A 23,854-nucleotide genomic window follows, 5' to 3' on the forward strand; every position below is an offset into this window, starting at 1 on the left:
GCCTCGTCGTGCGCGGTGGTCCGAGCCAGGACCGACCGCCGGGGGTGGACGCGACGACGTACGGGCGTGCTCGCGCCCGGCTGCCGTCGCGGTTGGTCGCCGTCGGGCCCCGGCACACGGCCGGGGCCCGACGGGCGGTCTCAGGGGTGGAGGGGGTCAGACGACCTGGTGGAGCCAGCGGACGGGTGCGCCCTCGCCGGCGTGCCGAAAGGTCTCCAGCTCGTCGTCCCACGGCTTGCCGAGCAGCTTGTCGATCTCGACGAGGATCTCGGTCTCGCCCAGCGCCGCCTTGAGGACGGCGGCCTTGAGCCGGTCCTCGGGGATCAGGATGTCGCCGTGCAGGCCGGTGACGGCGTGGAAGACGCCCAGGTCGGGCGTGGAGGAGAAGCGGCTGCCCTCGGCCCCGCTCGCCGGCTCCTCGGTGATCTCGAACCGCAGCTGCTCCCAGCTCCGCAGGGCGGAGACGACCTGGGCGGCCGCGCCGACGTCACCGGTCCACGACAGCTCGGCCCGGTAGGTCCCGGCCTGCGCCGGCTGCGGCGTCCAGTCGAGACTCACGGGCACGCCGAGGACACCACCGACGGCCCACTCCACGTGCGGGCACAGCGCGGAGGGCGCCGAGTGCACGAAGAGGACCCCTCGCGTGGCGGAACGGTGTGATGCGTGCGTGGTCATCTGACCTCCTTCATCCCGGCGTCGAGCAACGCCTTCCCCAGCGGTCTCGATCGGGATGTCATCCGAGGTCGTCGAATCACAGCAATGTGGTTGTGCTGGACATCATGACCCACGAGAGCCCATGAGACCAGTGTCCGGACGGAGAACGGCGTGGCGACACGCCGGCGGACCGACCGACGACGTGGGGAACACCACTCACGGTGGCCCGATTTGGGGCGGTGCTGTTAGGTGAGCCTTGCCTTATCCATCCCCCGACCAGGAGGCATGCGTGTTCTCGGCACCCGTCCCCGTCGCCCCACCGCTCCGCCCCACCGGCACGAGCACCCCCGCCCTGCTCGACCGCAGCTCGACCGACGCGCTGGCGGAGCAGCTCGACCTGGCGCGTGACGTGCTGGTCGAGGCCTTCGACCGCGTCCGCCAGCCGTTCTCGGGCATCGCGCCCGCCGAGGCCGAGGCGCTGCTCGCCGGCGTCGACCTCGACCAGCCGCTCGACAGCCCGGCCGACGTGCTCGACGAGGTCCGTCGGCTCTACCTCGACCACGCCGTGTGGTTCCACCACCCCGGTTACCAGGCCCACCTCAACTGCCCGGTCGCCGTGGCGGCGGTCGTCGGCGACGTCATCGCCACGGCCGTGAACTCCTCCCTCGACACCTGGGACCAGAGCGGCCCGGCGACCCACCTCGAGCGCCGGCTCGTCGCCTGGACCGCGGAGCGCCTCGGCCTCCCGGACGGGGCCGACGGCATCTTCACGACCGGCGGCACCCAGTCGAACCTCCAGGCGCTGCTGCTGGCCCGCGGCGAGGCGCTCGCCGCCGGCGCGGACCTCCACCGGCTGCGCATCGTCACCTCCGGCAACGCGCACTTCAGCAGCCGCAAGGCCGCCATGGTGCTGGGCCTCGGCGAGGACGCCGTGGTCGAGACCGCCGTCGACGACCTCGGCCGGCTCGACGTCGACGACCTCGACCGGGTGCTCACCTCGCTGGCCGCCGACGGCCTCCACGTCGCCGCGGTGGTGGCGACGGCGGGCACGACGGACCTCGGCGCCGTCGACCCCCTCGCCTCCGTCGCCCGGGCCTGCCGCCGCCACGGCGTCTGGCTGCACGTCGACGCGGCGTACGGCGGCGGTCTCGTGACCTCCCGCCGGCGTCGCCACCTGCTCACCGGCGTCGAGCGCGCGGACTCGGTCACCGTCGACTTCCACAAGACCTTCTTCCAGCCGGTGGCGTGCAGCGCCGTGCTCGTCGCCGACCGGCGCGCCCTGCGCCACGTGACCCACCATGCGGCCTACCTCAACCCCGTCGCCGACGTGGTCGAGGAGATCCCCAACCAGGTCGACAAGAGCCTGCAGACCACGCGCCGGTTCGACGCCCTCAAGCTCTGGACGACCCTGCGCACCCTCGGCCCGGACCGCATCGGCGACCTGCTCGACGCCGTCGTCGACCTCGCCGCCGAGGTGCGGGCCGACCTCGTGGCCGACCCGGACTTCCGCGTCGTCGGCCACGGCGACCTCAGCACCGTGCTGTTCCGCTTCTCCGAGCACGGGGTCGACGACGACGTGCTCGACACCGTCAACGAGGCCGCCCGCCAGCGCCTCTACGCCACCGGCCTGGGCGCCGTGGCCCGCACCCGCTACGAGGGCCGGGCGTGGCTGAAGCTCACCCTGCTCAACCCCGCGACGACCGTCGCCGACGTGCAGCAGGTGCTCGACCTCGTGCGCGGTCACGCCCGGGCGGCGCTGGCCGACGAGCTGACGCGGACGGGGGGCGCGGCATGACGCACGTCCACGACCTCGTCGGCGTCGGGCTCGGCCCGTTCAACCTCGGGCTCGCCTGCCTGGCCGAGCCGCTGCCCGACCTCGACGCCGTCTTCCTCGAGGCCCGCAGCGAGTTCCGCTGGCACCCCGGGATGATGCTCGACGACGCCACGCTCCAGGTGCCCTTCCTCGCCGACCTGGTGACCATGGCCGACCCCACGTCGCCGTACTCGTTCCTGGCCTACCTCAAGGACGTCGGGCGGCTCTACGCCTTCTACGTGCGCGAGTCCTTCTACCCGATGCGCCGCGAGTACGACGACTACTGCCGCTGGGCGGTCGACCGGCTGCGGTCCGTCACCTTCGACCGTGCCGTGACCTCGGTGCACTGGGACGACGAGCTGGCGGCGTACGCCGTCCACAGCGCCGACCCGACGACGGGCGAGCAGCACGTGCACCACGGCCGCCGGCTCGTGCTGGGGGTCGGCACGGCGCCGTACCTGCCGGAGGCCCTGCGCGACCTCGGGGCGTCCGGCGGTCCGGTGTGGCACAGCGCCCGGTTCCTCGAGGCCCGCGACGAGCTGCTGCGCCACGACGACGTCACCGTCGTCGGCTCCGGGCAGAGCGCCGCCGAAGTCTTCAGCGACCTGCTCGCCGCGGCCGCGCCGACCACCCGGCTGCGGTGGGTGACCCGCTCGCCGCGGTTCTTCCCGCTGGAGTACACGAAGCTGACCCTCGAGCTGACGTCGCCGGAGTACACCCGCCACTTCCAGTCGCTGCCGCCGCAGCGTCGCGAGCGGCTGCTGGCGTCGCAGGCGGGCCTCTACAAGGGCATCAGCGGCGACCTCGTCGACCAGATCCACGAGCAGCTCTACCGCCGCAGCCTCACCGACGCGACCCCACCGCAGCTGCTGACCGCGTCCGAGGTGACGGCCGCGGCGTACGACGGGGAGCGGCACCACCTCACGGTCCACCACACCGAGGCCGACGAGGTCTACGGGCTCACCACGGGGGCGGTGGTGGCCGCGACCGGCTACCGCGCGAAGGTGCCGGGCTTCCTCACCCCGGTCGCCGACCGGGTGCGGTGGGACGACGCGGGCCGCCCGCTCGCCTCGCCGGACTTCGCGATCGACCACGAGGGCGGCTCGATCTTCGTCCAGAACGCCGAGCTGCCCACGCACGGCTTCGTCGCCCCGGACCTCGGCATGGGCGCCTGGCGCAACGCCGTGATCCTGGCCCGGGTGCTCGGTCACGAGCCCTACCCGGTGGAGCGCCGCACGATGTTCCAGCAGTTCGGGGTGCCCGACGACGCGTCGGCCACCGCCGCGCCCGAGCGGACGGGGGCCCGGCGATGAGCGCCCCGACCCGCCCGGCGGCCACGCCGGCGACCGTCGGCCGGCTCACGACGCGCCCGCTCGACCCCGACGCCGACGCTCCCCTGCTGCACCGGTGGGTGACGACCGAGCGGGCGCGCTTCTGGGGCATGCAGGACGCGACGGTCGACGACGTGCGTGCGGCGTACGCCGAGATCGCCGCCTCCCCGCACCACGAGGCCCGCCTCGGGCTGCACGACGGCGAGCCGGCCTTCCTGGCCGAGCTCTACGACCCCGCCCACCACGAGCTGGCCCAGCACACGACGCTCCGGCCCGGCGACTGCGGCATGCACTTCCTGGTCGCGCCGACCGACGCCCCGGTGCACGGCTTCACGCGCGCCGTCATCGAGGCCGTGCTCACCGAGTGCTTCGCCGACCCGGAGGTCCGGCGGGTCGTCGTCGAGCCCGACGCCCGCAACGGCGCCGTCCACGCGCTCAACGCCGCGATGGGCTTCACCGTCGAGCGCGAGGTGGAGCTCTCCGACAAGCGCGCCCTGCTCAGCTTCTGCACCCGCGACGACTTCGCCAGGAGGACCCGATGACGTCCACGACCGTCCGCCCGCCCGCGAGCACCACCCCCGCCTCCCCCGTCCCCCCTGCTCCCCCGGCCCTCACCGCCCACCTCACCCCCGAGCGGATGGCGGTCGCCCAACGCGCCCAGGCCGCCAAGATGCTGGGCGAGCTGGCGCACGAGTGCCTGCTGCGCCCCGAGCCGCACGACGGCGGCTGGCGCGTCGTCGGCGACGACGCGTCCGTCACCTGGGAGTTCCGGGCCCGACGGCTGCCGCTCGACCACTGGCAGGTCGACCCAGGGTCGGTACGGCGCGTGGTCGCCGGCTCCGCCGACCCCCGGGCCGACCGGGTCGACGCCCAGCAGCTCGCGCTCGACGTCCGGGAGCGGATCGGGCTGGGCGAGGCGGTGCTCCCGACGTACCTCGAGGAGATCGCCTCCACCCTCGGCGGTCGGGCCTGGAAGCTGAGGCCCGACGCCCCCACCAGCGCCGCGCTCGCCGACGCCGACTTCCAGACCCTCGAGGCCGCGATGTCGGAGGGCCACCCCTGCTTCCTCGCCAACAACGGCCGCATCGGCTACGGCATCGACGACTACCTGGCCTACGCCCCGGAGACGGGGCAGCGGGTGCGGCTCGAGTGGCTGGCCGTGCGGGCGGAGCACGCCGTGTACGCCGGCGTCGACGGCCTGGAGGACCAGCGCACGATGCTGGCCGACCAGCTCGACGCGGACGAGCTGGCGTCGTACGACGCGGTGCTCCGCGAGCGGGGCCTCGACCCGGCCGACTACCTGCTCGTGCCCTGCCACCCGTGGCAGTGGCGCAACAAGGTGGCGATCACGTTCGCGCCGCAGCTCGCGAGCGAGGAGATCGTGCACCTCGGCACCGGCCGCGACGCGTTCCAGCCCCAGCAGTCGCTGCGCACGTTCTTCGACGTCGACCGGCCCGACCGGCACTACGTCAAGACGTCGCTGTCGGTGCTCAACATGGGGTTCATGCGGGGCCTGTCCCCGGCCTACATGGCCGTGACGCCGGCGATCAACGCCTGGGTCGACGACCTCGTCCGCACCGACCCGGTGCTCGGCGAGCTCGGCTTCTCCGTGCTGCGGGAGGTGGCCGCCGTCGGCTACCGCCACCCGCTGCACGACCAGCACGGGCCGTCGGCCTACCAGAAGATGCTGTCGGCGCTGTGGCGCGAGAGCCCGGTCGACCGGGTCGGGGGCGACGAGCGGCTCATGACCATGGCCGGCCTGCTGCACGTCGACGCCGACGGCCGCTCGCTGGCCGCCGAGCTGGTCGAGCGGTCGGGGCTGGCGCCGCGGGCGTGGCTCGCGACGTACCTGCGGGCCTACCTGCACCCGGTGCTGCACTGCTTCTACGCGCACGGCCTCGTGTTCATGCCGCACGGCGAGAACCTCATCCTCGTGCTGCGCGACCACGTGCCCGTGAGGGCGGTGATGAAGGACATCGGCGAGGAGGTCGGGCTCTTCGCCGACGGCGACGACCTGCCCCCCGAGGTGCGGCGGATCGCGGCCGGCGACGTGCCGGTCGAGCAGCGGGTGCTCGCGCTCGCCTCCGACGTCGTCGACTGCTACCTGCGGTTCCTGGCGGCGGCCCTCGACGACGCCGGCACCCTGCCGGCCGACGAGTTCTGGGCCGAGGCCGCGGCCTCGGTGCACGCCTACCAGGACGCGCACCCCGAGCTCGCCGGGCAGTTCGAGGTGCACGACCTGTTCGCCGACACCTTCGACCGGATGTGCATGAACCGCCTCCAGCTGCGCGACAACCAGCAGATGGTCGACCTGGCCGACCCGAGCAGCGCCTTCCAGCTCGGCGACCCGCTGCCGAACCCGCTGGCGGCGCACCGCCGCACCGGGGTCGCCTGAGGCGACCGGGGCCCGGCCCACCAGGCCGGCCGGGTACCGGTACTCACGACCGGGGGTCGCGGGCGGGGAAGGGTGGTCGTCATGCCCACCGCAGCCCCGTCCGCGCCCACCTCCCTCGCCGCGCTCGCCGACGCCACCCCCGAGGACCGCAACCGGGTCGTCGACCTGCTGCGCGGCGCGGCCATCCTCGTCGTCTGCCTCGGCCACTGGCTGATGGCGGCCGTGTACGTCGACGACGCCGGCGCCCTGCGCCGCGGCGACCTCCTCGGCATCGCCACCTGGACCCACCCGCTGACCTGGGTGCTGCAGGTGATGCCGGTCTTCTTCCTGGTCGGCGGCTACGCGAACGCGATCTCGTGGCGCGGCGCCCGGCGCCGGGGCACGTCGTACGGCGGGTGGCTGCGCGCCCGGTTGCGCCGCCTCACCCTGCCCCTGCTGCCGCTGATGCTGTTCTGGGCGGTCGTCGCCCCCGCCGCGAGCGCGCTCGGCGTCGACGGTGCGACGCTCCGGATCGCGAGCATGGCCTCGCTCGTCCCGACGTGGTTCCTCGCCGTCTACGTGCTCGTCGTCGCGCTCGCGCCGGCGACCCTCGTGCTGTGGGAACGCTGGGGGTGGTGGTCGATCGTCGGCGGTGCCGCCCTGGCCGGGCTCGTCGACCTCGTCAGCATCAGCCAGGACCTCCTGCTCGTGGGGTTCCTCAACTACCTGCTCGTCTGGGGCACGGTGCACCAGCTCGGCTACGCGTGGCGCGACGGCGCCCTGCGGGGCCGGGGACGCCGGCTGCTGCTCGCCGCGGCCGGGCTGGTGGGCCTGCTCCTGCTGGTGGGCCTCGGTCCGTACGGCGTGAGCATGGTCGGCGTGAAGGGGTACGGCGTCGACAACTCCTACCCCGCCCGCGTCACGCTCCTCGCGCTCGGCGTGCTCCAGGCGGGGCTCGTGATGGCCGCCGAGCCGTTCCTCGCGCGGGTGGTCGCGCGACGCCGCGTCTGGATGGCCACCATCTTCGTCAACGCCCGCATCATGACGATCTACCTCTGGCACCTCACCGCGCTGGGCCTCGTCGTCGCGCTCTCGCTCGCGCTCGGCGGGTTCGGCCTGGGCGTCGCACCTGACACCACCACGTGGTGGCTCACCCGCCCGCTGTGGTTCGGGACGCTCGCCGCCGTGACCGCCCTGCTCGTCGTGCTCCTGGGCCGCTTCGAGCAGCCCGCGCGCGACGACCGACCGGCGCCGCCAGCGGTCCTCCCGGTGCTCGCGATGCTCGTCACCTGCGCCGCGCTCGGGGTGATGGCCGACCTCGGCATCGCCGAGCGGTCGGGCGAGGTCAACGCCTGGCTCCCGTGGATCCCGGTGCTCGCCAGCGTCGCGTTCGGGGTGAGCCGCCTGCCGCTCCCCCGGGCCTGGCACCGGCGCCCTCCCGCCCACGACCCCGAGGTCTGAGAAAGTCCGCCCCCGGGGTCGCGAGTCGCTAGGCTCAGCGGCGAGGAGGGCACGTGGAGAATGGGGACCTGTACCGGCAGGTCGTGCGGTCGTTCACCGACGGGATCGTGGTTCTCGATCTCGACGGCACGATCAGGTTCGCGAACGCGGCTACGGCCGCCCTGTTCGACCTGGAGCCCGCCGACCTGCACGGCCGGCACGTCGGTGAATTTCTCGACGCCACCGGAGCCGACCAGGCCGAGGGGTTCCTGGCCCGCGCCTCGGAGGGCGACCTCGAGGAGGGCGAGCTGGACTCGATGCTCGTGCGCCCTGACGGTGCGTCGGTCTGGGTGCGCCTCAAGCAGGCCCCGCTCATGGAGGGCGACCGGATGGCCGGCCTCATCCTCCGGCTGACCGAGAACAGCGAGAACAAGCGTCTCCTGGACGAGGCGACCCGCAGCCGTGAGCAGCTCATGCAGGCGGAGCAGATCGCCCGCCTCGGCAGCTGGACCTGGGACCTCGTCGACCGCACCACCTCGCTCTCCGACGGCCTGCGCGAGCTCTTCGGGGCCCGCACCGACGACCTGCTCTCCCTCGACCTCGACCGCCTCGCGTCGATCACCCACCCGGAGGACCTCGACCGGTTGCGCCGCGCCATCGTGGCCGTCACCACGGGTGCGGAGTCCGACGTCTCGCTCGACCTGCGCCAGCTCGGCGACCAGGGCTGGATGTGGGTGCGGATGCGCGCGCGGGCGACGTACGACGACTCCGGCGCCGTGGTCTGCGTGTCCGGCACCCACCAGGACATCACCCGGGCGCGCGACACCGACGACCAGCTGCAGGACCTCGTCACGCAGAACTCCCTGATGCAGGCGATCGCCACCGCCGCCAACCAGGCCACGACGCTCGACGAGGTGCTCGTGCACGCCCAGGCCATGGTCGTGCTGCACGACGACTGGGAGCGCGGCCGCGCCTTCTACCCCTCCGGCGACGGCGACGTCGCGGCTCGTTACTACAGCGAGGAGGACCGGCAGGCCGACCTGGAGCGACCCGACGTCGCGCTGCGCGAGCTGGAGGCGGCCCGCGCCAGCTTCCGCGCACGGGCGTCCGTCTGGGACCCGGAGCACCGCCTCACGATCGCCACCCCGATCGTCCTGCGGGACGAGGTGGTCGCGGTCGTCACCATCACGTCGCAGCCGCCCCTCTACCGCCACGACATGATCCAGGGCCTCGTCGAGCAGGCCGCCGGCCAGCTCGCCCAGGTGGCCGAGCGCGAGCAGTCGGCGCGCCACCTGGCCGACGCCCGCGACCGCGCGCTGGAGGCCTCGCAGCACAAGTCCGACTTCCTCGCCACCATGAGCCACGAGATCCGGACGCCGCTGAACGGCATCATCGGCCTCAACGAGCTGCTCGACCGCACGGCGCTCGACGACCAGCAGCGCCACCTCTCCTCGGGCATCGCCGTCTCGGGCCGGGCCCTGCTCTCGGTCATCAACGACATCCTCGACTTCTCCAAGATCGAGGCCGGTCAGCTCGAGATCGAGACGGTCGACTTCGAGGTCCGCGACGTCTTCGAGCAGGTCGCCGGGGTGCTCGCCGAGAGCGCCCGCGCCAAGGGGCTCGACCTCCAGGTCTCCTGCCACCCCGACGTGCCGGAGGTGCTGGGCGGCGACCCGACGCGGCTCCAGCAGGTGCTCACCAACCTCGGCTCGAACGCGGTCAAGTTCACCTCGACCGGCTCGGTGGGCATCCGGGCGACGGCCGAGCCCGTCGGTGACGGTGACGTGCTCCTGCGGGTCGAGGTGCGCGACACCGGCATCGGCATCCCCGACGAGCACCGCCGCCAGATCTTCAGCCCGTTCGCCCAGGCCGACGCCTCGACCACGCGACGCTTCGGCGGCACCGGGCTCGGGCTGGCCATCTCGGCCGAGATCGTGGAGGCGTCCGGCGGTGAGATCGGCGTCGACAGCGAGATCGGCGGGGGCAGCACCTTCTGGTTCACGGTGCGGCTCAGACGACCGACGGGCAGCCGCTTCGACGCGCGCCTGCGCCGTACGCGCGAGCTGCTCGGCGGGGCTCGCGTGCTGGTCGTCGACGACAACGCCCAGAACCGGCTGATCCTCGGCGAGCAGCTCAACTGGTGGCACGCGACGTCGACGGGAGTGGCGGACGCCGCGGCCGGATGGGACGCCATGGTGGCCGCCGCCGCGTCGGGCAGGCCGTACGACGTGGTGCTGCTCGACCTCTCCATGCCGGTGCAGGACGGGCTCGCGTTCGCCTCGGCCGTGCGCGCCGACGGCCGGCTCTCGCGGGTGCCCCTGGTGCTGCTCAGCTCGTCGTACGCGCCCGACGAGACCCGGCTGCGGTCGCTCGGGATCGTGGAGGCGCTGACGAAGCCCGTCCAGGCGCCGCAGCTGCGCGACACCCTGCTGCGCGTGCTCACCGGCGAGGAGATCGCCCGCAGCGAGCCCACCGACCAGGTGCAGGGCACGAAGCGCGTGCTCGTGGTCGAGGACAACCCCGTCAACCAGATCGTGGCCCGCGGGCTGCTGGTCTCGCTGGGGTACGTCGTCGACACCGCCGACGACGGGCAGGAGGCGCTCGACCTGACCGCGGTGACGGCGTACGACGCGGTGCTGATGGACCTGCAGATGCCGCGGCTCGACGGGTACGCCGCGACCCGCGCGCTGAGGGAGCGCGAGCGCCTCACCGGCGCCCCGCGCCTGCCCGTGCTGGCCATGACGGCCGCCGCGGTGAGCGGCGAGCGGGAGCGGTGCCTCGCCGCGGGCATGGACGACTTCATCACCAAGCCGGTCGCCCCGGCCACCCTTGCGGATGCTCTGGCACGCTGGACGGGTGACGACGACATGGGTGACGACGTGACCGGCCGACCGGTGGAGGCCTCGCTGTCCGGTGCGCCGGGCACGACGAGCAGCCACCTCGACATGGACCGCCTCGAGATGCTGCGCGAGCTGTCGCCCGACGACAACGCCTACCTCGACCGGGTGATCGACGGGTTCGTCGACCGCTCCCCCGGCGCGCTGGAGCGCATCGCCGCCGCCGTCGCGGCGAGCGACGCCGACCAGCTCTCGGCCGAGGCCCACAGCGTGAAAGGCACGGCGCTCAACATCGGCCTGCCGACCGTCGGAGAGATCTCGGCCCAGCTGGAGGCCCTCGGCCGCACCGGCTCGACCGCCGGCGCCGCCGACCTCGTGCTGCGGCTCGAGGCCACGGTCACCGACGCCCAGGAGGCGCTGCTCGCCCACCAGGAGTGGTATCGCTCGCTCCCGCCCGGCTGGGAACCGCCGGCAGCCTGACGCCGTGGCGCGAAGCCACCCTTCGGGGGCCTTGGGCCGCCGCCCGGGGCGCGCTACTTTCGACACATGGCTTCGAACACAGGTACGAACGACGACCAGCCCGAGATCCTCGGTTCCGAGACGGCCGACCCCAGCGGGACCGTGAAGGATCCCGACGACTGGGTCACGGGCGACGACCCGGCGACGGGCGCCCAGAAGAGCTACCTCGACACCCTCGCCCGCGAGGCCGGCGAGACGATCCCGGCCGAGGGCCTCACCAAGGCCGAGGCGTCCGAGCACATCGACCGGCTCCAGGGCGCCGAGTCCGGCGACGCCGGCCGCACGCCGTAGGGTCGTCCACCCCGCAGCACCCGGAACGCCCCGCTCCTCGTCGAGGAGCGGGGCGTTCGCGCGTCGTACGGGAGCAGACGCGGTGCGGTCAGGCGCCGAGGTCGTCGTCGGGCGCCGACTGGTCCTCCTCGCCGACCTGCGCCATGTGGCGCACGAACGCCCGGTAGCCGTACACGTCGCCGGCCTCGTTGCGCGTCCACGTGCCGTCGTCGGCGATCCGGCCGTGCCGGTCGCGCACCGCCGTGCGCCGAGCCTCCCGGTAGGCGTCCGAGAGCCGGCGCCGGAAGGCGGCGGCCTCGGCGGCGCTCTGGTCGTCCGTCACGGGCGTGACGGTGCCAGACGCCGCCGACAGTCGTCGGTGGCGCCGGGTGGCGCGGCTCAGGTGTCGGCGCGCGGGTCGCTCAGCACGTCGCGCCACGAGTGCTGCGGCGCGAAGCCGAGCAGGTCGCGGGCCTTGTCGATGCTGTAGAAGGTCTCGTCGCGCCCCATCTCGCGGCGCACCTCCACGCCCGCGTAGAACCGCTCGATGACCTCCTGGGTCGTCGCGGCGACCGACATGTCGGCGTTGGCGACGTTGAAGATCTCGAAGCCGAGCCCGTCGGTCTCCAGGCAGCGCAGCGTCATCTGGCCGAGGTCGCGCACGTCGATGTAGGCGAAGACGTTGCGGCGACGCAGGGCCGGGTCCTCGAGGAACGCGGGGAACATCTCGGCGTACTCGTGCGGCTCGATGACGTTGTTGATGCGCAGGCCGTACATGTCGGCGCCGGTGCGGGCGTGGAACGAGCGGGCGGTGACCTCGCCCGCCACCTTCGACATCGCGTAGGAGTCCTCCGGCACGACGGGGTGCTCCTCGTCGACCGGCACGTAGAGCGGCGTGCGGTCGCCCTGGCCGAAGCAGACGCCGTACGTCGTCTCCGACGACGCGAAGACCACCTTGCGGATGCCGAGCCGGGTCGCGGCCTCGAACACGTTGTACTGCGACAGCACGTTGGTCGCGTACGTCGTCGCGTCCGGCACCACCTGGGGCCGTGGGACCGCGGCGAAGTGCACCACCGCGTCGTACGCCGACCCGCGGGTCAGGTCGAGCCCGGTGTCGTCGAAGTCGCCCGGCGTCGGCACGCCCGCCAGCGCCGAGTAGACCTCGCCCGCGTCGGTGAGGTCGACACGGAGGTCGGTGACGTCCGGGTGACCGAGCGGGGTGAGGTCGGCGTTGACGACCTGGTGGCCCTGGGCCGCGAGGTACGGCGCGACGTGATGACCGGCCTTGCCGCTGCCCCCGGTGAAGAAGATACGCATGGGCATCAGCCAACCAGGGGCGTGGTGACGCGTCAGGCGGCCGCTCGGGCGGCGTCGATCCGAGCCGCCACCTCGTCGGCCTCCGGCACGAGGAACCGGGCCGTCTCGCCGTCGGTCGTCCGGACGAAGATCCGCTTCCGGGGGATGGCGCCGCTGCGCTCCACCGTGACGTCGACGATGTCGGCCAGCCGGGCACGGAAGCCCTTGCCCAGCAGCAACCGGTCGAAGAAGTGCGGCGTGAAGGCGAGCTCGCCGCCGCCGACCGCCAAGTGGCCGCCGACCGCGCGCCAGCTGTTCCAGTAGTTCGCGCGGACGGACCAGGAGTGAGTCGCTTCGGTCATGCGACTGTCTCTTCTCGTCACCCCGGTCCTCAACCGCAGGAGCCTTGGTCCGACCACGTCACCACCGGGTTCCGACGCATCGGGCCGACGGTCTAGATTGCTCCCGCCGGGTTGCTGACCTGGGACAACGGAATACGCGGGGCGGTAGCTCAGTCGGTTAGAGCAGAGGACTCATAATCCTTGGGTCGTGGGTTCGAGCCCCACCCGCCCTACCAATTCTGACCTTGCTATATGCGTAGGATCGAATGCAGTTGGTGTAGCCATGACGTTAGCCATTCGCCGAAGAGCCGCACCAACGCGCACCGGCCCGCATAGGACCTCAACGGCGTCCGCGTCTACCAGCGCCCCGCCCCGGCGCCGGCGAAGCCCGAGCCGCTGCGGGTGTGGCCGACGCTGCGCGGCATCTTCTGGGACGAGCACCAGCTGCACCTCGACGCGACGCTCGGCGGGAAGGACACGTGGGACGAGATCGGCGGTCTCCGCGACGCACTGTGGTCGGCGCCCAGCGTGCAGGTGAAGGCGCTGTACGACGAGGTCGCCGCCCAGGAGGCCGCCGCGGCACGGGAGGCGAAGGCGCAGGGCCGCACGGAGCCGTCGCTGAAGCAGAAGGGGTTCGCGCGCGCCCGCCGCCACTTCTCCCATCTGATCGCGATGAAGCCGTGAGCGAGCACCGCGCGGACGACCGCGCCCTCGGCATGCTTGAGCGGGTCGTCCGCGAGCCCACCCTCGTCACCGGCGTCATCGTTACAACGTTCGGGCTCGCCGTCGCCCTCGGCCTGCCGATCACTCCCGAAGTCACCGGCGGCGTGGTCGGGGTCATCGGCGCCGTGTTCGCACTGCTGCGGCTGCTTCTCGTCCCGGCCGGTGAGGTCGTCGCCCAGCAGAAGCCGGGCAAGGCGCTCCCCGAGGCCGGCCCGGCGTCCCCGCTGCCGACCGGCACGCCGATCGTCTCCATCGACGCCGAGCACCTCACGACCACGTACCCGGCCGACCCTGACGAGCCGCCAGCCTGACCTGGCCGTCCCGCGAACCGCGCCCCGTCCCCTCACGCAGGGGACGGGGCGGTTTCGAGCGCGGCCAGAAGGGACTCAGGTGAAGCGGCCGGCTAGATCTGCTTCAGTCGGCGTCTTCCGTCGCACGGTCTGCCAGGAACGCGCGGACCACGTTGCGCTGGGGCGGATACCTCGCGGGGACCGAGAGACGAGCCCCTCGCGATGCAGGATGTTCAGGTCGCGGGTCACGGTCTTGGCCGTCTTGCCGACGTACTCCTCGGCGATCCGACCTGACACGACCCTCACCTTGTTACGGACCGCCTGTCTCCGAGGGTCACGAGCAAGGTTCGCGCACTGGATCGTGTCCTGATGAGTCGGTGCTCGCTCGAATCGTTCGGTAGGGACCTGAACGAATTTCCGGATTTTTCCGCATCACCAGAAGCGACCTGCCAGCATGCCAGTCGTGACCACAATCTCCTCTCGCCGCACGATCTTGCGCACCGCCGCTTGGACGACCCCCGCGATCGCTGTAGTCGCGGCAGCACCTGCACACGCCGCCAGCACTCCAAGCCCAGGCGCGCCCCAGCTCGGCGTGCAGGTCATCGGCCCGAGCAGGTACGCCCAGACTGGCGGCACGTTTTACTCGATGACCATCACCAACACGGGTCCCGTAGACCTCACCGCCGGCGATCTCACCGCGACCGTTCCCGTCCAGAACGCCGGATACCAGTGGCAGGGCTTCGGCGGCCGCGGCTGGGACTACGGAGTCCCAGCAAGCACAGGCACGTCGCTCAACTTCGCTTACTACTCCAGCATTCCGGCTGGCGGCAGGTCCGAACTGATCTACGCCATCATCAAGAACTCCGCCCCCGGGCAGACACCCCCACCAACGGCAACGTTCGTGTTCTCGGCCCCCAACTTCGCCGCAACCCCGGCCGCTCTGTCGATCGTCTACTGAAAGCGGTCGGCCGGGCGCTCCCGCCGTCGACCAGGGCTGCGCCGATATGTCGGCGTCTGCATCGTCGCCTCACTCGGGAGTTCACCGATGTCAACTCCTCCGCCCCCGCCCGGTCCCACCCCGAGGCCAGAAGGCACGCGTCGCTAGCTGCTCCTGGGTGGCGTCGCGGGGGACTGCCCGACACATCGGCCGCGCTCGGACCCTACGGGCGAGAGCTCGTGGGGCCCTGAAGAACGCACCACAGACCGCCCCGTCCCCTTCTTTGGGGGCGGGGCGCTTTCGTGCGGGTAAAGCAACGACCGATCCGCACGCGCCATCGGCAGCGCCCTGCCAGGTCGTGACCACGACGCCCTCCCGCCGCACAGTCCTCCGCGCTACCGCCTGGACGGCCCCCGCCATCGCCGTCGTCGCAGCGGCACCCGCATACGCCGTCAGTGCCGAGCCGGACACCACTATCGGCCTGGCGGCCGCCGGCCCGGACTCTTACCCGTCGATCCGCTATCTCGAGTGGGATGTGACCGTCACCAACCCCACGCCGGACCCCGTCGTCATCACCGTCACCTACGAGGTCACGGCCGGACTCCGCGGCGGTGAGACGTGTCGTAACGGCTGGCAGGTTGCTGGCTTTGCTACCTTCAGCCGATCCATGGCGCCCTATGAGACATCGCCCGGTGGGTCCCTCTACGTCAGCCTGTCGGCCGGCCAGCTTCCGCCCAACAGCACCCTGTCGATGACGATGATCGCAACGGCGCCTGGCCTCACCACGAAGAGCGCGGTCTACAGCGGCACGATCTAGGCCCCACAGCCGACGGGCCCCGTCATCCCGCGTGGGTGGCGGGGAAGACTTCAGCTGGTAGTTGACCGGTCGACAGTCCAGACATCGTTCGGTAGGCGCCTGAATAAAATTACGGCTTCCTGCACGCGCGCCGCGACGCCCTGGCAGCATGCGGGTCGTGACCACGACACCCTCCCGCCGTACCGTTCTCCGCGCCACCGCCTGGTCGGTCCCTTCCGTCAGTATCGTCGCGGCCGCGCCCGCGTTCGCCGCCAGCACCCCGGGACCGACCGGCTTTCGCGTCAACGCTGCCCCCACCCCCGGGCTCTACGCGAACGAGCAAGTCCGGTGGCTAGCGATCGGCGCGCACAACCCCACGACCGCTCCCCTCAGCATCACGATCTTCCTCCTGGACACATCCGACCCGGTGCCCTGGGAAGTCGCCCCGAAGTCGTGGACCTGGGGAGGCTACGACGGATCGAGCTTCTTCCTGACCGCGACCGTGGCGCCACTGTCTGACTCCACCACCTTCGACTTCGGCTGGCACTCAGCGGCTGGGATGGCCAGGGACGTCACCTTGACCGCGACCGCGGCGGGCCAAGATCCCGCCACGTCCGTCATCTCGTTGCGTTTCGACCAGCCCCTCCCGGCCGCACGGAGGGCCGCCCCCACCGACCAGCCCACCCGATCACCGCTGCTCGACCACTGACATCACCCCGCAGCCGACAGCGGTCGGGGGCTCACCGGCCGGATGTTCGCTGCGTCGACCCATGAGTGCGTCAGCGTTGGCTCCTCGCCCTCGCGCGGCAGGTCGGCCCGCACCACCCAGCCCTGCCAGAAGAAGTTGCCGCGGCCGCCGCGGTCGTAGCGACGCCACATGACGAGGAGGCCGGGCTGTCGATGGTCGCCGTCCCAGCGACCCGTGACGTCGACCCACACGTGCCTCGGTTGCGCGAGCCTGGTGGTGTCGGTGGCGATGCGGCCGCGGCCGGGGCGGTGGCCAGCTGGAGCAGCAGGGTGCGGGCGTCGGCGGAGTCGAGGGACGGGACGCGGGCGACGGCCTTCTTCGGTGCGCCCACGAGGGTGGCGACGTTGCGGCTGGTGCGCCCGTCGCGGACGGCGTCGGTGAGGGCCTCGGCGAGGACCCGGTGGGCGCCGAGCGCGGTGGTGGTGGAGAGCCCGAGGGTGCCGGTGACGTGGTCGTGCATGCGGGTGACGTGGGCCGGGGTGAGCCGGTCGAGCTTGTACCGGCCGAGGTGGGCTTGAGGTACAGCTCGACCTTCGACTGGTAGCTGGGGAACGTGGAGACCTTGAGGCGCTTCCGGGACCGCTGGAGCTAGATGTCGAGCGGTCACTGCGACACGGTCGGCTGACTGGTCGGCAGGTCGCCGGCTCGCTCGAACTCGCTGCGGAGGTCGCGGAGCGCGGCGACGACGTCGGCGTTCTTCTTGCGAGCGATGACCTTGCGCCGGCGGGCGCCGGGTTCGGAGGGTTGCTCGAGCAAGCACACCCACATGCCGTCACTGGCTCGCTGGTAGATGGTGCCGGAGCCCTTGGCGCGCTTGTTCTTCGCCACCGTCAGGAAGTGTAGACGCAACGGGCCTGCCGCTGTAGCCATTGGTTCAGCCCTTGCCATGCGTTCCCGGTAGGCGTCGTGACCGAATGACAACGCTCTGACCTGGGGGTTCTAGGGATTCATTGCAATTCATACCCCAAGATACTAGGACTCATCATCCTTGGGTCGCGGGTTCGAGCCCCACCCGCCCTACCAGCCTCGACCTGCACTCCCTAGGTCCTCGCGATAGTGCCCGGACCAGGCCAGGGAGCAACGAGGGAGCAACGCCTCGCGCTCCGGGCGAGCGAGGGAACCGAACCGGTGGGTGTCGACGTCTGAGGAGCATGAGGCTCCGCGCACTGCCTGCTGCCCTGGCCACCCTGCTGACCGTGGTCGCGCTCACGGGGTGCGGCTCCGACCAGCCCGCGGACGGCACCGGACCACCGCCGAGCCCGGCGCCCGCCGCCACGTCGACGCCGGCCACCACGCCGGCCACCACGGTGGTGCCCGCGTTCACGCTGGGCACCTCGGTCGACACCGTGGTCGTCATGCTCGAGCAGGCCGGCCTCGTCGCCGAGGTCCCCGACGTCGACGACCCGCACTACGCCGTCGCCACCGATCCCGCGGCCGGGGTCGAGGTGCCCATCGGCACGACGGTGTCCGTGCTCGTCGGCGACGGCTGACCGGGCTCCGTGGCCACCGCGCCCCTCACGCCCCGAGCGTCGCCTCGACCATGTGCGCCTGGTCGACGGGCACGAACCCGAAGGCCCGGTTCACGGCCTGCATCGGGGCGTTCGTCGACGCGACCCAGGTGTGCAGCAGGCGGCGTTCGGGGTGGTCGTCGGCGATCATCTCGAGCGTCGTGAGCTTGAGCAGCGTGCCGAGCTTGTGCCCGCGGTGGTCGGGCATGACGAGCGTGTCGCCCTGGTAGGCGATGTCGTCGGTGCGGTCGAGCAGCACCGACGAGTAGCCGGCCATCTCGCCGTCGCTGGTGCGCCGCACGGCGGCGACCAGCGCGACGTACGACGCCCGCAGCCGCTCCTCGGAGGCCCGCAGCCGCTCGACGGTCATCGGCGTCGGGGCCACGGCGGACTCGCCCCGCGGCACGTCCTCGCCCATCTGCGTGCGCAGGCGGCAGTAGGCCTCGACCAGCTCGTCCGGGCAGGCATCGACCCAGCTGACGACCTCGTAGCCCGCGGCCGCCGTCTCGGTCAGGGTGAGCAGCCGATCCGCGTGGCCCTCGGGGACCGGCAGGGCCAGCACGAGGTGGTCCTCGACGTGCACCGTCCGCAGCCCCACCGCTCCCGCGAAGGCCAGCCCCGCCGGCGACTCCTCCCCCGCCCCGACGGTGAGCTCGCCGGTCACCGTGGTGCGGCCGAGCTCCGCCGTGCGCCGGAGCACCTCCGCCCAGACGATGCGCCCGAACCCGGCGCGGCGCCGGGCGGGGTGCACGTGGATCTCGGCCTCCACCACGTGGTCGTTGCCCTCGAGCGGCCACGACAGCTCCGCCGTGCCCACGAGGGCGCCGCCGGCGGCGGGGTCGGCGTCGTACGCGGCGAGCAGCTGGAGCCCGTGGTACTCGCTCGGCGTCCGGGCCGTGGCGACCAGTGCGTCGTACGTGCGGTGCGGCGCCTCCGTGTCGCGCTCGGTGAGCGAGGCGTGCTCGAGCTCCCACCAAGCGCGCAGGGCGGCGTCGTCGTGGACGTCGAGGGGCACGACGTGGCAGTCGGCGGCTTCGGTGGTCGTCATGCCGTCCACCCCACCAGCACGACCCCGCGGGGGCAAGCCGTTTCCGGCCGAACCGCCCGAGCGCGGCCCCCGACCGCGGCGTCAGTGCAGGAACTTCAGGCCGGCGACGCAGGCGACGATGCCGGTGAGCAGCAGCAGGCGGACGACGGTGACGGGCTCCTCGCCCGTGACCATCGCGTAGGCGACGGTGAGGGTGGCGCCGACGCCGACCCACACGGCGTACGCCGTACCCGTCGGCAGCTCGCGCATCGCGTAGGCGAGGCCCGCCATGCTGGCGACGACGCTGACGCCGAAGACGACGGTGGGAGTGAGGCGGGTGAACCCCTCGGAGCGGCCGAGGGCGGTGGCCCAGACGGCCTCGAGCACACCGGAGACGAGCAGGACGATCCAGGACATGGCGACGACAACCTCTCGCCAGTCTTGTCGCGTGCCGGGTACTGGGTGCCCTCGTCCGGGAGCCGCTCAGCGGCTCTGCCCACGAGGCTCTCACACCGGGCACCCCCCGGCAACGTCAGAGGGCCTGCCCCGCGTCTCCGCAGGTCAGGCCCTCTTCTTGCTCCCCCGACTGGACTCGAACCAGTAACCCTTCGATTAACAGTCGAATGCTCTGCCAATTGAGCTACGGGGGATCGCTCTCGCAGCCCGCACAGGCTAGCAAGGAGTCCCCGCGCGTGCGAATCGGGATGCCATGCTGGTCGGCATGACCGAGACCGGCCCAGAATCGGCCCCCCGCACCCCCGCTCCGACCCCTCTGACGCCCCTCGCGGAGGACTGGGAACGGGGCCTCGCGATCGTCGCCCACCCCGACGACCTCGAGTTCGGGGCAGCCGCCGCGATCGCCCGCTGGACCGCCCAGGGCAAGCAGATCACCTACGTGATGGTGACGAGCGGCGAGGCCGGCATCGACGGGCTCGCCCCCGACCGCTGCCGCGAGGTCCGGGAGGCGGAGCAGGTAGCCAGCGCGCGGGTGGTCGGCGTCGACGAGGTCGAGTTCCTCGGACTGCCCGACGGCGTCCTCGAGTACGGCGTGCCCCTGCGCCGCACGCTCGCCGAGGTCGTCCGCCGTCACCGCCCGGAGATCGTCGTCACCGGCAACTTCCGCGACACCTGGGGCGGCCGCAACCTCAACCAGGCCGACCACATCGCCGTCGGGCGCGCCGTCGTCGACGCGGTGCGCGACGCGGGCAACCGCTGGGTCTTCGCCGAGCAGCTCACCGACGGCCTCGAGCCGTGGGGCGGCGTGCGCGAGGTCTGGGCGAGCGGCTCCCCGGAGGCCGAGCACGGCGTCGACACGACCGCCACCTTCGCGGCGGGCGTGGCCTCGCTCGAGGCCCACCGCGCCTACATCGACGGCCTCGGCTGGGCGGACTTCGACCCCGCCGAGTTCCTCGAGGGCGGGTCGCGGCAGGCGGGGCAGCGGCTCGGCACGACGTACGGCGCCGCGTTCGAGGTCTACCCGATGGGCTGGGGCGAGTGAGCACCCGCGCCGACGTCACGATCCCGTCGCACGGCGACCGGCTCGCCGCCTGGCTCGTGACCCCCGACGGCCCTCCCGGCGCCGACCGACGCCTGCCGATCGTCGTGATGGCGCACGGCCTCGGTGCGGTCAAGGAGATGCGCCTCGACGCCTTCGCGGAGCGGTTCGCGGCGGCCGGCTACGCCTGCGTCGTCTTCGACTACCGCCACTTCGGCGGCAGCACGGGCGAGCCCCGCCAGCTGCTGAGCATCCGTCGCCAGGTCGCCGACTGGCACGCGGTCCTGGCGTGGGTGAGGCGCCACCCCGACCTCGACGCCGAGCGGATCGCGCTGTGGGGCACCTCGTTCGGCGGGGGCCACGTGATCCGGGTGGCGGCCGAGGACGGGCACGTCGCCGCCGCCATCGCCCAGTGCCCCTTCACCGACGGCGTCGCCTCCGCCCGGGCGAAGGACGTGCGCTCCGCCGTGCGTGCGACCGGCCGGGGCCTGCGCGACCTGGTCGCCGCGGCCACCCGCCGTACACCCGTGCTCATCGACTCGGCGGGCCCGCCCGGATCGACCGCGCTGATGACCGCAGAGGACTCCGAGGCCGGCTACCTCGCGCTCGGTCTCGGGGCCCCGACCTTCCGCAACCAGGTGGCGGCACGCTTCGCGCTGGCGACCGCGACGTACGTGCCGGGCCGCTACGCCCGTCGGGTCACCTGCCCCCTGCACGTGGCCGTCTGCGACCACGACACCGTCGCCCCGCCGGGGGCGACCCTGCGCCACGTGCGCAGGGCGCCGCGGGGCGAGGTCGTCACCCACCCGTGCGGGCACTTCGACATCTACCTCGGCGACGACTTCGACCGGGCCTGCGACGACTACGTCGCGTTCCTCGACCGCCATCTGGGGGCCTGAGGGCAGAGGACGCCGTCAGACCTGGCCGAGGTCGTGGCGCGCGCGCTCGAGCGCGGCGGCGGCCACGCGTCGTACGGCGGGGTCGTCCGGGTCGACGCCGGCGTCGAAGCGGAACCCCCAGGCCACCTCGTGGGCGCCGGGGGCCCGGCGGGCGACCACGTGCACGCCCGCCCGACCCTCGACCCGCACGTGGCGCTGGAGCACGATCGTGGCGGTGATGCGCTCGCGCACCAGCTGAAGCAGCCGGTCGGCGTCCGCGGGCACGACGCCGTCGAGGGCGATCTCCCGGCTGCGCACGGCGCCGTCGGCACCCTCCGGCCCGGCCTCGATCTCGGTGACCGTCAACGTGGTGGTGTCGGCGTCCCACTCGGCGCCCTCGAGGCGCTCCCAGGGCAGGCGCGTCTCCCCCGCCACCGAGGTCGCCACCGCGTCGCCCGCAGCGGCGGGCGGCACGGGCTCGACCGGGGCCGGCTCGCGCATGTAGAGCGCCTCCCGGGTGCCGGCGACGACCTCGCCCGAGGCGGCGACGGCCCAGGCGAGCAGGCGCTCCGCACCGACCGAGGTCAGTCGCGGGGCAGGCGTACGACGTCCCGGCCACCACGCCGCGCGCACCCTCACGCCGTGCCCCTCACGCCGTACCCCTCACGCGGCGCCCATCGCCTTATCGCGCAACGTGCGCCGGTGCTGCTCGAGGGCGACGAGCTCGCCGAACATCCGGTTGTACTCGTCCTGCTGGTCGACCGGGTTGGTGCGCTGCAGCCGCGACTTGAGGTCGGCGATGCGCCGCATCGTCGTGAGCTCCTGGATGCGGTAGACGTGCGCCGCGACGTACTTCGGGTCGGGCGTCTTCGGCACCATCAGCGACTCGACGGCCAGCTGGCCGAGGGCGCCGCCCACCGCGGGGTCGCTCACGCCGTCGAGCAGCTGGGTCGCCCAGCCCTCGTCGGCGCTGCCCGCGGCCGGTCCGCCCGCCGCCACGATGCGCTCCCACACGGCGCGGTAGGTCGGGTGGGTGAAGTCGTCGGCGCCGATGCCGGAGATCATGCTGCCCACCGAGCCCGGGTGCTGCACGATCAGCTTGAGGGTCTCCCGCTCGATGCCGAAGCGGGGGTCGCGGAGGTCGGGCAGGCGGGGCGCCTCCGCCGTGGCCTGCTTCTCCTGCTGCTCGCGACGCGCCTCGGGGGTGCCCGTCGTACGGCGGTCGGGCTCGGGCCCGCGCTTGGCCGCACGCCGCACCTCGGCGCGTGCCTCCTCCATGTCGATGCCGAGCATCTGCGCGATCTCCCGCGAGAAGGCGTCGACCTTCGAGCGGTCGCGGATGCTCGAGACCAGCTTGGCCGCCTCGCGGAGCGCGTCGATGCGGCCGTCGGCGCGGTCGAGGTCGTAGCGCTCGACGATGTTCTTCAGCACGAAGCGGTAGAGCGGCACCCGGCGGGCGACGAGCTCGCGCACCGCGGCGTCACCCTGGGCGAGGCGCAGGTCGCACGGGTCGAGGCCGTCGGGCTCGACGGCGACGTAGGTCTGCGAGACGAAGATCGTGTCGTTGTTGAAGGCCTTCAGCGCCGCGGCCTGACCGGGGGCGTCGCCGTCGAAGGTGTAGATGACCTCGCCGCGGAACTCCTCGTGGTCGTGGAGGAAGCGGCGCAGGATGCGGGCGTGGTCCTCACCGAAGGCGGTGCCGCACGTGGCGACGGCGGTGCCGACGCCCGAGAGGTGGCAGGCCATCACGTCGGTGTAGCCCTCGACGATCACCGCCTGCGACGTGCGGCCGATCTCGCGACGGGCCTTGTCGAGGCCGTAGAGCACCTGGCTCTTCTTGTAGAGCGGGGTGTCGGAGGTGTTGAGGTACTTGGCCTCGATCTTGTCGTCGTCGAAGATGCGCCGGGCACCGAACCCGATCGTCGTGGCCGTGGCGTCGCGGATCGGCCAGAGCAGGCGTCCGCGGAAGCGGTCGTACGGCGAGCGCCCCACCGCGACGACGCCCGCGGCCACGAGCTCGTCGGTGGAGAAGCCGCGCTTCTGCAGGTGGCGGAAGAGGGCCTCGCCGTCGCGGGGAGCGAAGCCCAGGCTGAACTGCTCGGCCGCGGCCTGGTCGAACCCGCGGTCGGAGAGGAAGCGCCGGGCCTCGAGCGCCTCCGGCGTGCCGAGCGCGTCGACGTAGAACTCGACCGCCTGCTTGTTGGCCTCCACGAGCCGCGAGCGCGGCGGGCCCTGGGGCCGGGACTGCTCCCGCTCGGTGCCCTCCTCGCGCTGGAGGACGACGTTGAACCTGTCGGCGAGCTGCTCGACCGTCTCGACGAAGCCGAGCCCGCCGATCTCCTGCAGGAACGAGATGACGTCGCCGCCGCGGTTGCAGCCGAAGCAGTGCCAGAACTGGCGGGCGGGAGTGACGTGGAACGACGGGGACTTCTCGTCGTGGAAGGGGCACAGGCCCTTCTGGGAGCCGCCGCCGGCGTTGCGCAGCGTCACGAACTCGCCGACGACCTCGTCGATGCGGGCCCTCTCACGGACCTCCGCGATGCTCGAGTCCTTGATCTTCCCCGCCACGGTGACGGA

Annotated in this window: 25 protein-coding genes, 2 tRNA genes and 1 riboswitch; of the genes, 16 read left to right on the top strand and 11 right to left on the bottom strand. The window is 72.6% G+C overall.

Features of this window, described 5'->3' with window-relative positions; all coding sequences use genetic code 11:
- Positions 1 to 156: 156 nt before the first annotated feature.
- Complete coding sequence (locus K329_RS0101825) at positions 157 to 675, bottom strand: DUF3145 domain-containing protein (protein ID WP_043641872.1); 519 nt, start codon at positions 673 to 675, stop codon at positions 157 to 159.
- Between the two features lie 268 nt (positions 676 to 943).
- Here K329_RS0101825 and K329_RS0101830 point away from each other — a divergent pair, with 268 nt between their 5' ends.
- The 7 genes from K329_RS0101830 (at position 944) to K329_RS0101860 (ending at position 11,259) form a co-directional block, all read left to right on the top strand.
- A complete protein-coding gene (locus K329_RS0101830) occupies positions 944 to 2,449 on the top strand; it encodes a pyridoxal phosphate-dependent decarboxylase family protein (RefSeq protein ID WP_169721559.1) in 1,506 nt (501 codons plus the stop codon).
- Entirely contained in the window at positions 2,446 to 3,780 is a 1,335-nt protein-coding gene (locus K329_RS23965) for a lysine N(6)-hydroxylase/L-ornithine N(5)-oxygenase family protein (protein WP_043641874.1), read from the top strand. Before K329_RS0101830 ends, K329_RS23965 begins: the two co-directional genes overlap by 4 nt.
- The gene (locus tag K329_RS0101840) at positions 3,777 to 4,340 is read left to right on the top strand and encodes a GNAT family N-acetyltransferase (RefSeq protein ID WP_028471721.1); all 564 of its coding nucleotides are present in this window, start codon (positions 3,777 to 3,779) and stop codon (positions 4,338 to 4,340) included. The genes K329_RS23965 and K329_RS0101840 overlap by 4 nt, the downstream gene beginning before the upstream one ends.
- Entirely contained in the window at positions 4,337 to 6,193 is a 1,857-nt protein-coding gene (locus K329_RS0101845) for an IucA/IucC family protein (RefSeq protein ID WP_028471722.1), read from the top strand. Before K329_RS0101840 ends, K329_RS0101845 begins: the two co-directional genes overlap by 4 nt.
- 81 nt (positions 6,194 to 6,274) lie before the next feature.
- Positions 6,275 to 7,633 (top strand): acyltransferase family protein, encoded by a 1,359-nt coding sequence (locus tag K329_RS23970; protein ID WP_052336457.1) that lies wholly within the window; start codon positions 6,275 to 6,277, stop codon positions 7,631 to 7,633.
- A 53-nt stretch (positions 7,634 to 7,686) separates the two neighbouring features.
- Positions 7,687 to 10,929, top strand: a complete 3,243-nt coding sequence (locus K329_RS29235; protein ID WP_052336253.1) for a response regulator — start codon at positions 7,687 to 7,689, stop codon at positions 10,927 to 10,929.
- Positions 10,930 to 10,995: 66 nt separating this feature from the next.
- Positions 10,996 to 11,259: a DUF3072 domain-containing protein gene (locus tag K329_RS0101860; RefSeq protein ID WP_028471723.1), complete on the top strand. Its 264-nt coding sequence runs from the start codon at positions 10,996 to 10,998 to the stop codon at positions 11,257 to 11,259.
- An 88-nt stretch (positions 11,260 to 11,347) separates the two neighbouring features.
- On the opposite strand, the gene K329_RS0101865 is transcribed toward K329_RS0101860, so the two are convergent.
- From K329_RS0101865 to K329_RS0101875, 3 genes are read right to left on the bottom strand one after another with little or no spacing between them, the layout of a single operon-like run.
- Positions 11,348 to 11,581 (bottom strand): hypothetical protein, encoded by a 234-nt coding sequence (locus K329_RS0101865; RefSeq protein ID WP_028471724.1) that lies wholly within the window; start codon positions 11,579 to 11,581, stop codon positions 11,348 to 11,350.
- A 56-nt stretch (positions 11,582 to 11,637) separates the two neighbouring features.
- Entirely contained in the window at positions 11,638 to 12,555 is a 918-nt protein-coding gene (locus K329_RS0101870) for an NAD-dependent epimerase/dehydratase family protein (protein WP_028471725.1), read from the bottom strand.
- 32 nt (positions 12,556 to 12,587) lie between these two features.
- Positions 12,588 to 12,896, bottom strand: coding sequence for a hypothetical protein (locus K329_RS0101875; RefSeq protein ID WP_028471726.1), 309 nt, complete (start codon positions 12,894 to 12,896; stop codon positions 12,588 to 12,590).
- Positions 12,897 to 13,034: 138 nt separating this feature from the next.
- On the opposite strand from K329_RS0101875, the gene K329_RS0101880 reads away from it, so the two are divergent.
- The 6 genes from K329_RS0101880 (at position 13,035) to K329_RS0101905 (ending at position 16,330) form a co-directional block, all read left to right on the top strand.
- Positions 13,035 to 13,111: transfer RNA gene (locus K329_RS0101880), tRNA-Ile, on the top strand.
- 166 nt (positions 13,112 to 13,277) lie between these two features.
- Positions 13,278 to 13,559, top strand: coding sequence for a hypothetical protein (locus K329_RS0101885; RefSeq protein ID WP_028471727.1), 282 nt, complete (start codon positions 13,278 to 13,280; stop codon positions 13,557 to 13,559).
- Positions 13,556 to 13,909 (top strand): hypothetical protein, encoded by a 354-nt coding sequence (locus tag K329_RS0101890; protein WP_028471728.1) that lies wholly within the window; start codon positions 13,556 to 13,558, stop codon positions 13,907 to 13,909. The genes K329_RS0101885 and K329_RS0101890 overlap by 4 nt, the downstream gene beginning before the upstream one ends.
- 625 nt (positions 13,910 to 14,534) lie before the next feature.
- Positions 14,535 to 14,846, top strand: a complete 312-nt coding sequence (locus K329_RS0101895) for a hypothetical protein (RefSeq protein ID WP_157571517.1) — start codon at positions 14,535 to 14,537, stop codon at positions 14,844 to 14,846.
- Between the two features lie 337 nt (positions 14,847 to 15,183).
- The gene (locus K329_RS0101900; protein WP_028471730.1) at positions 15,184 to 15,642 is read left to right on the top strand and encodes a hypothetical protein; all 459 of its coding nucleotides are present in this window, start codon (positions 15,184 to 15,186) and stop codon (positions 15,640 to 15,642) included.
- Between the two features lie 157 nt (positions 15,643 to 15,799).
- The gene (locus tag K329_RS0101905; protein ID WP_157571518.1) at positions 15,800 to 16,330 is read left to right on the top strand and encodes a hypothetical protein; all 531 of its coding nucleotides are present in this window, start codon (positions 15,800 to 15,802) and stop codon (positions 16,328 to 16,330) included.
- A gap of 2 nt (positions 16,331 to 16,332) precedes the next feature.
- Here K329_RS0101905 and K329_RS0101910 read toward each other — a convergent pair whose 3' ends face one another.
- Both K329_RS0101910 and K329_RS0101920 read right to left on the bottom strand, forming a co-directional pair.
- A complete protein-coding gene (locus tag K329_RS0101910) occupies positions 16,333 to 16,560 on the bottom strand; it encodes a hypothetical protein (RefSeq protein ID WP_028471732.1) in 228 nt (75 codons plus the stop codon).
- A gap of 412 nt (positions 16,561 to 16,972) precedes the next feature.
- The gene (locus tag K329_RS0101920; protein ID WP_028471734.1) at positions 16,973 to 17,197 is read right to left on the bottom strand and encodes a hypothetical protein; all 225 of its coding nucleotides are present in this window, start codon (positions 17,195 to 17,197) and stop codon (positions 16,973 to 16,975) included.
- A gap of 323 nt (positions 17,198 to 17,520) precedes the next feature.
- Here K329_RS0101920 and K329_RS0101925 point away from each other — a divergent pair, with 323 nt between their 5' ends.
- Positions 17,521 to 17,859, top strand: coding sequence for a PASTA domain-containing protein (locus tag K329_RS0101925; RefSeq protein WP_028471735.1), 339 nt, complete (start codon positions 17,521 to 17,523; stop codon positions 17,857 to 17,859).
- Between the two features lie 25 nt (positions 17,860 to 17,884).
- Here K329_RS0101925 and K329_RS29240 read toward each other — a convergent pair whose 3' ends face one another.
- From K329_RS29240 to K329_RS0101940, 3 genes are all read right to left on the bottom strand, one after another.
- On the bottom strand, positions 17,885 to 18,925 hold the full coding sequence (locus K329_RS29240) for a GNAT family N-acetyltransferase (RefSeq protein WP_157571519.1): 1,041 nt from the start codon (positions 18,923 to 18,925) through the stop codon (positions 17,885 to 17,887).
- Positions 18,926 to 19,006: 81 nt separating this feature from the next.
- A complete protein-coding gene (locus K329_RS0101935; protein ID WP_028471736.1) occupies positions 19,007 to 19,321 on the bottom strand; it encodes a DMT family transporter in 315 nt (104 codons plus the stop codon).
- Positions 19,322 to 19,335: 14 nt separating this feature from the next.
- Positions 19,336 to 19,400: riboswitch (guanidine-III (ykkC-III) riboswitch) on the bottom strand.
- An 81-nt stretch (positions 19,401 to 19,481) separates the two neighbouring features.
- A tRNA-Asn gene (locus K329_RS0101940) sits at positions 19,482 to 19,554 on the bottom strand.
- A gap of 71 nt (positions 19,555 to 19,625) precedes the next feature.
- Here K329_RS0101940 and K329_RS0101945 point away from each other — a divergent pair.
- Both K329_RS0101945 and K329_RS0101950 read left to right on the top strand, forming a co-directional pair.
- Complete coding sequence (locus K329_RS0101945) at positions 19,626 to 20,402, top strand: PIG-L deacetylase family protein (protein ID WP_052336458.1); 777 nt, start codon at positions 19,626 to 19,628, stop codon at positions 20,400 to 20,402.
- Complete coding sequence (locus K329_RS0101950; protein ID WP_028471738.1) at positions 20,399 to 21,298, top strand: alpha/beta hydrolase; 900 nt, start codon at positions 20,399 to 20,401, stop codon at positions 21,296 to 21,298. The genes K329_RS0101945 and K329_RS0101950 overlap by 4 nt, the downstream gene beginning before the upstream one ends.
- A 15-nt stretch (positions 21,299 to 21,313) precedes the next feature.
- Here the strand turns inward: K329_RS0101950 and K329_RS0101955 are convergent, their stop codons facing one another.
- Positions 21,314 to 21,916, bottom strand: coding sequence for a hypothetical protein (locus tag K329_RS0101955; RefSeq protein WP_157571520.1), 603 nt, complete (start codon positions 21,914 to 21,916; stop codon positions 21,314 to 21,316).
- Positions 21,917 to 21,940: 24 nt separating this feature from the next.
- The gene (gene dnaG, locus K329_RS0101960; RefSeq protein WP_028471740.1) at positions 21,941 to 23,845 is read right to left on the bottom strand and encodes a DNA primase; all 1,905 of its coding nucleotides are present in this window, start codon (positions 23,843 to 23,845) and stop codon (positions 21,941 to 21,943) included.
- Positions 23,846 to 23,854 lie beyond the last annotated feature (9 nt).

This window comes from Nocardioides alkalitolerans DSM 16699 (assembly GCF_000426525.1).
Taxonomy (GTDB): Bacteria; Actinomycetota; Actinomycetes; order Propionibacteriales; family Nocardioidaceae; genus Nocardioides; species Nocardioides alkalitolerans.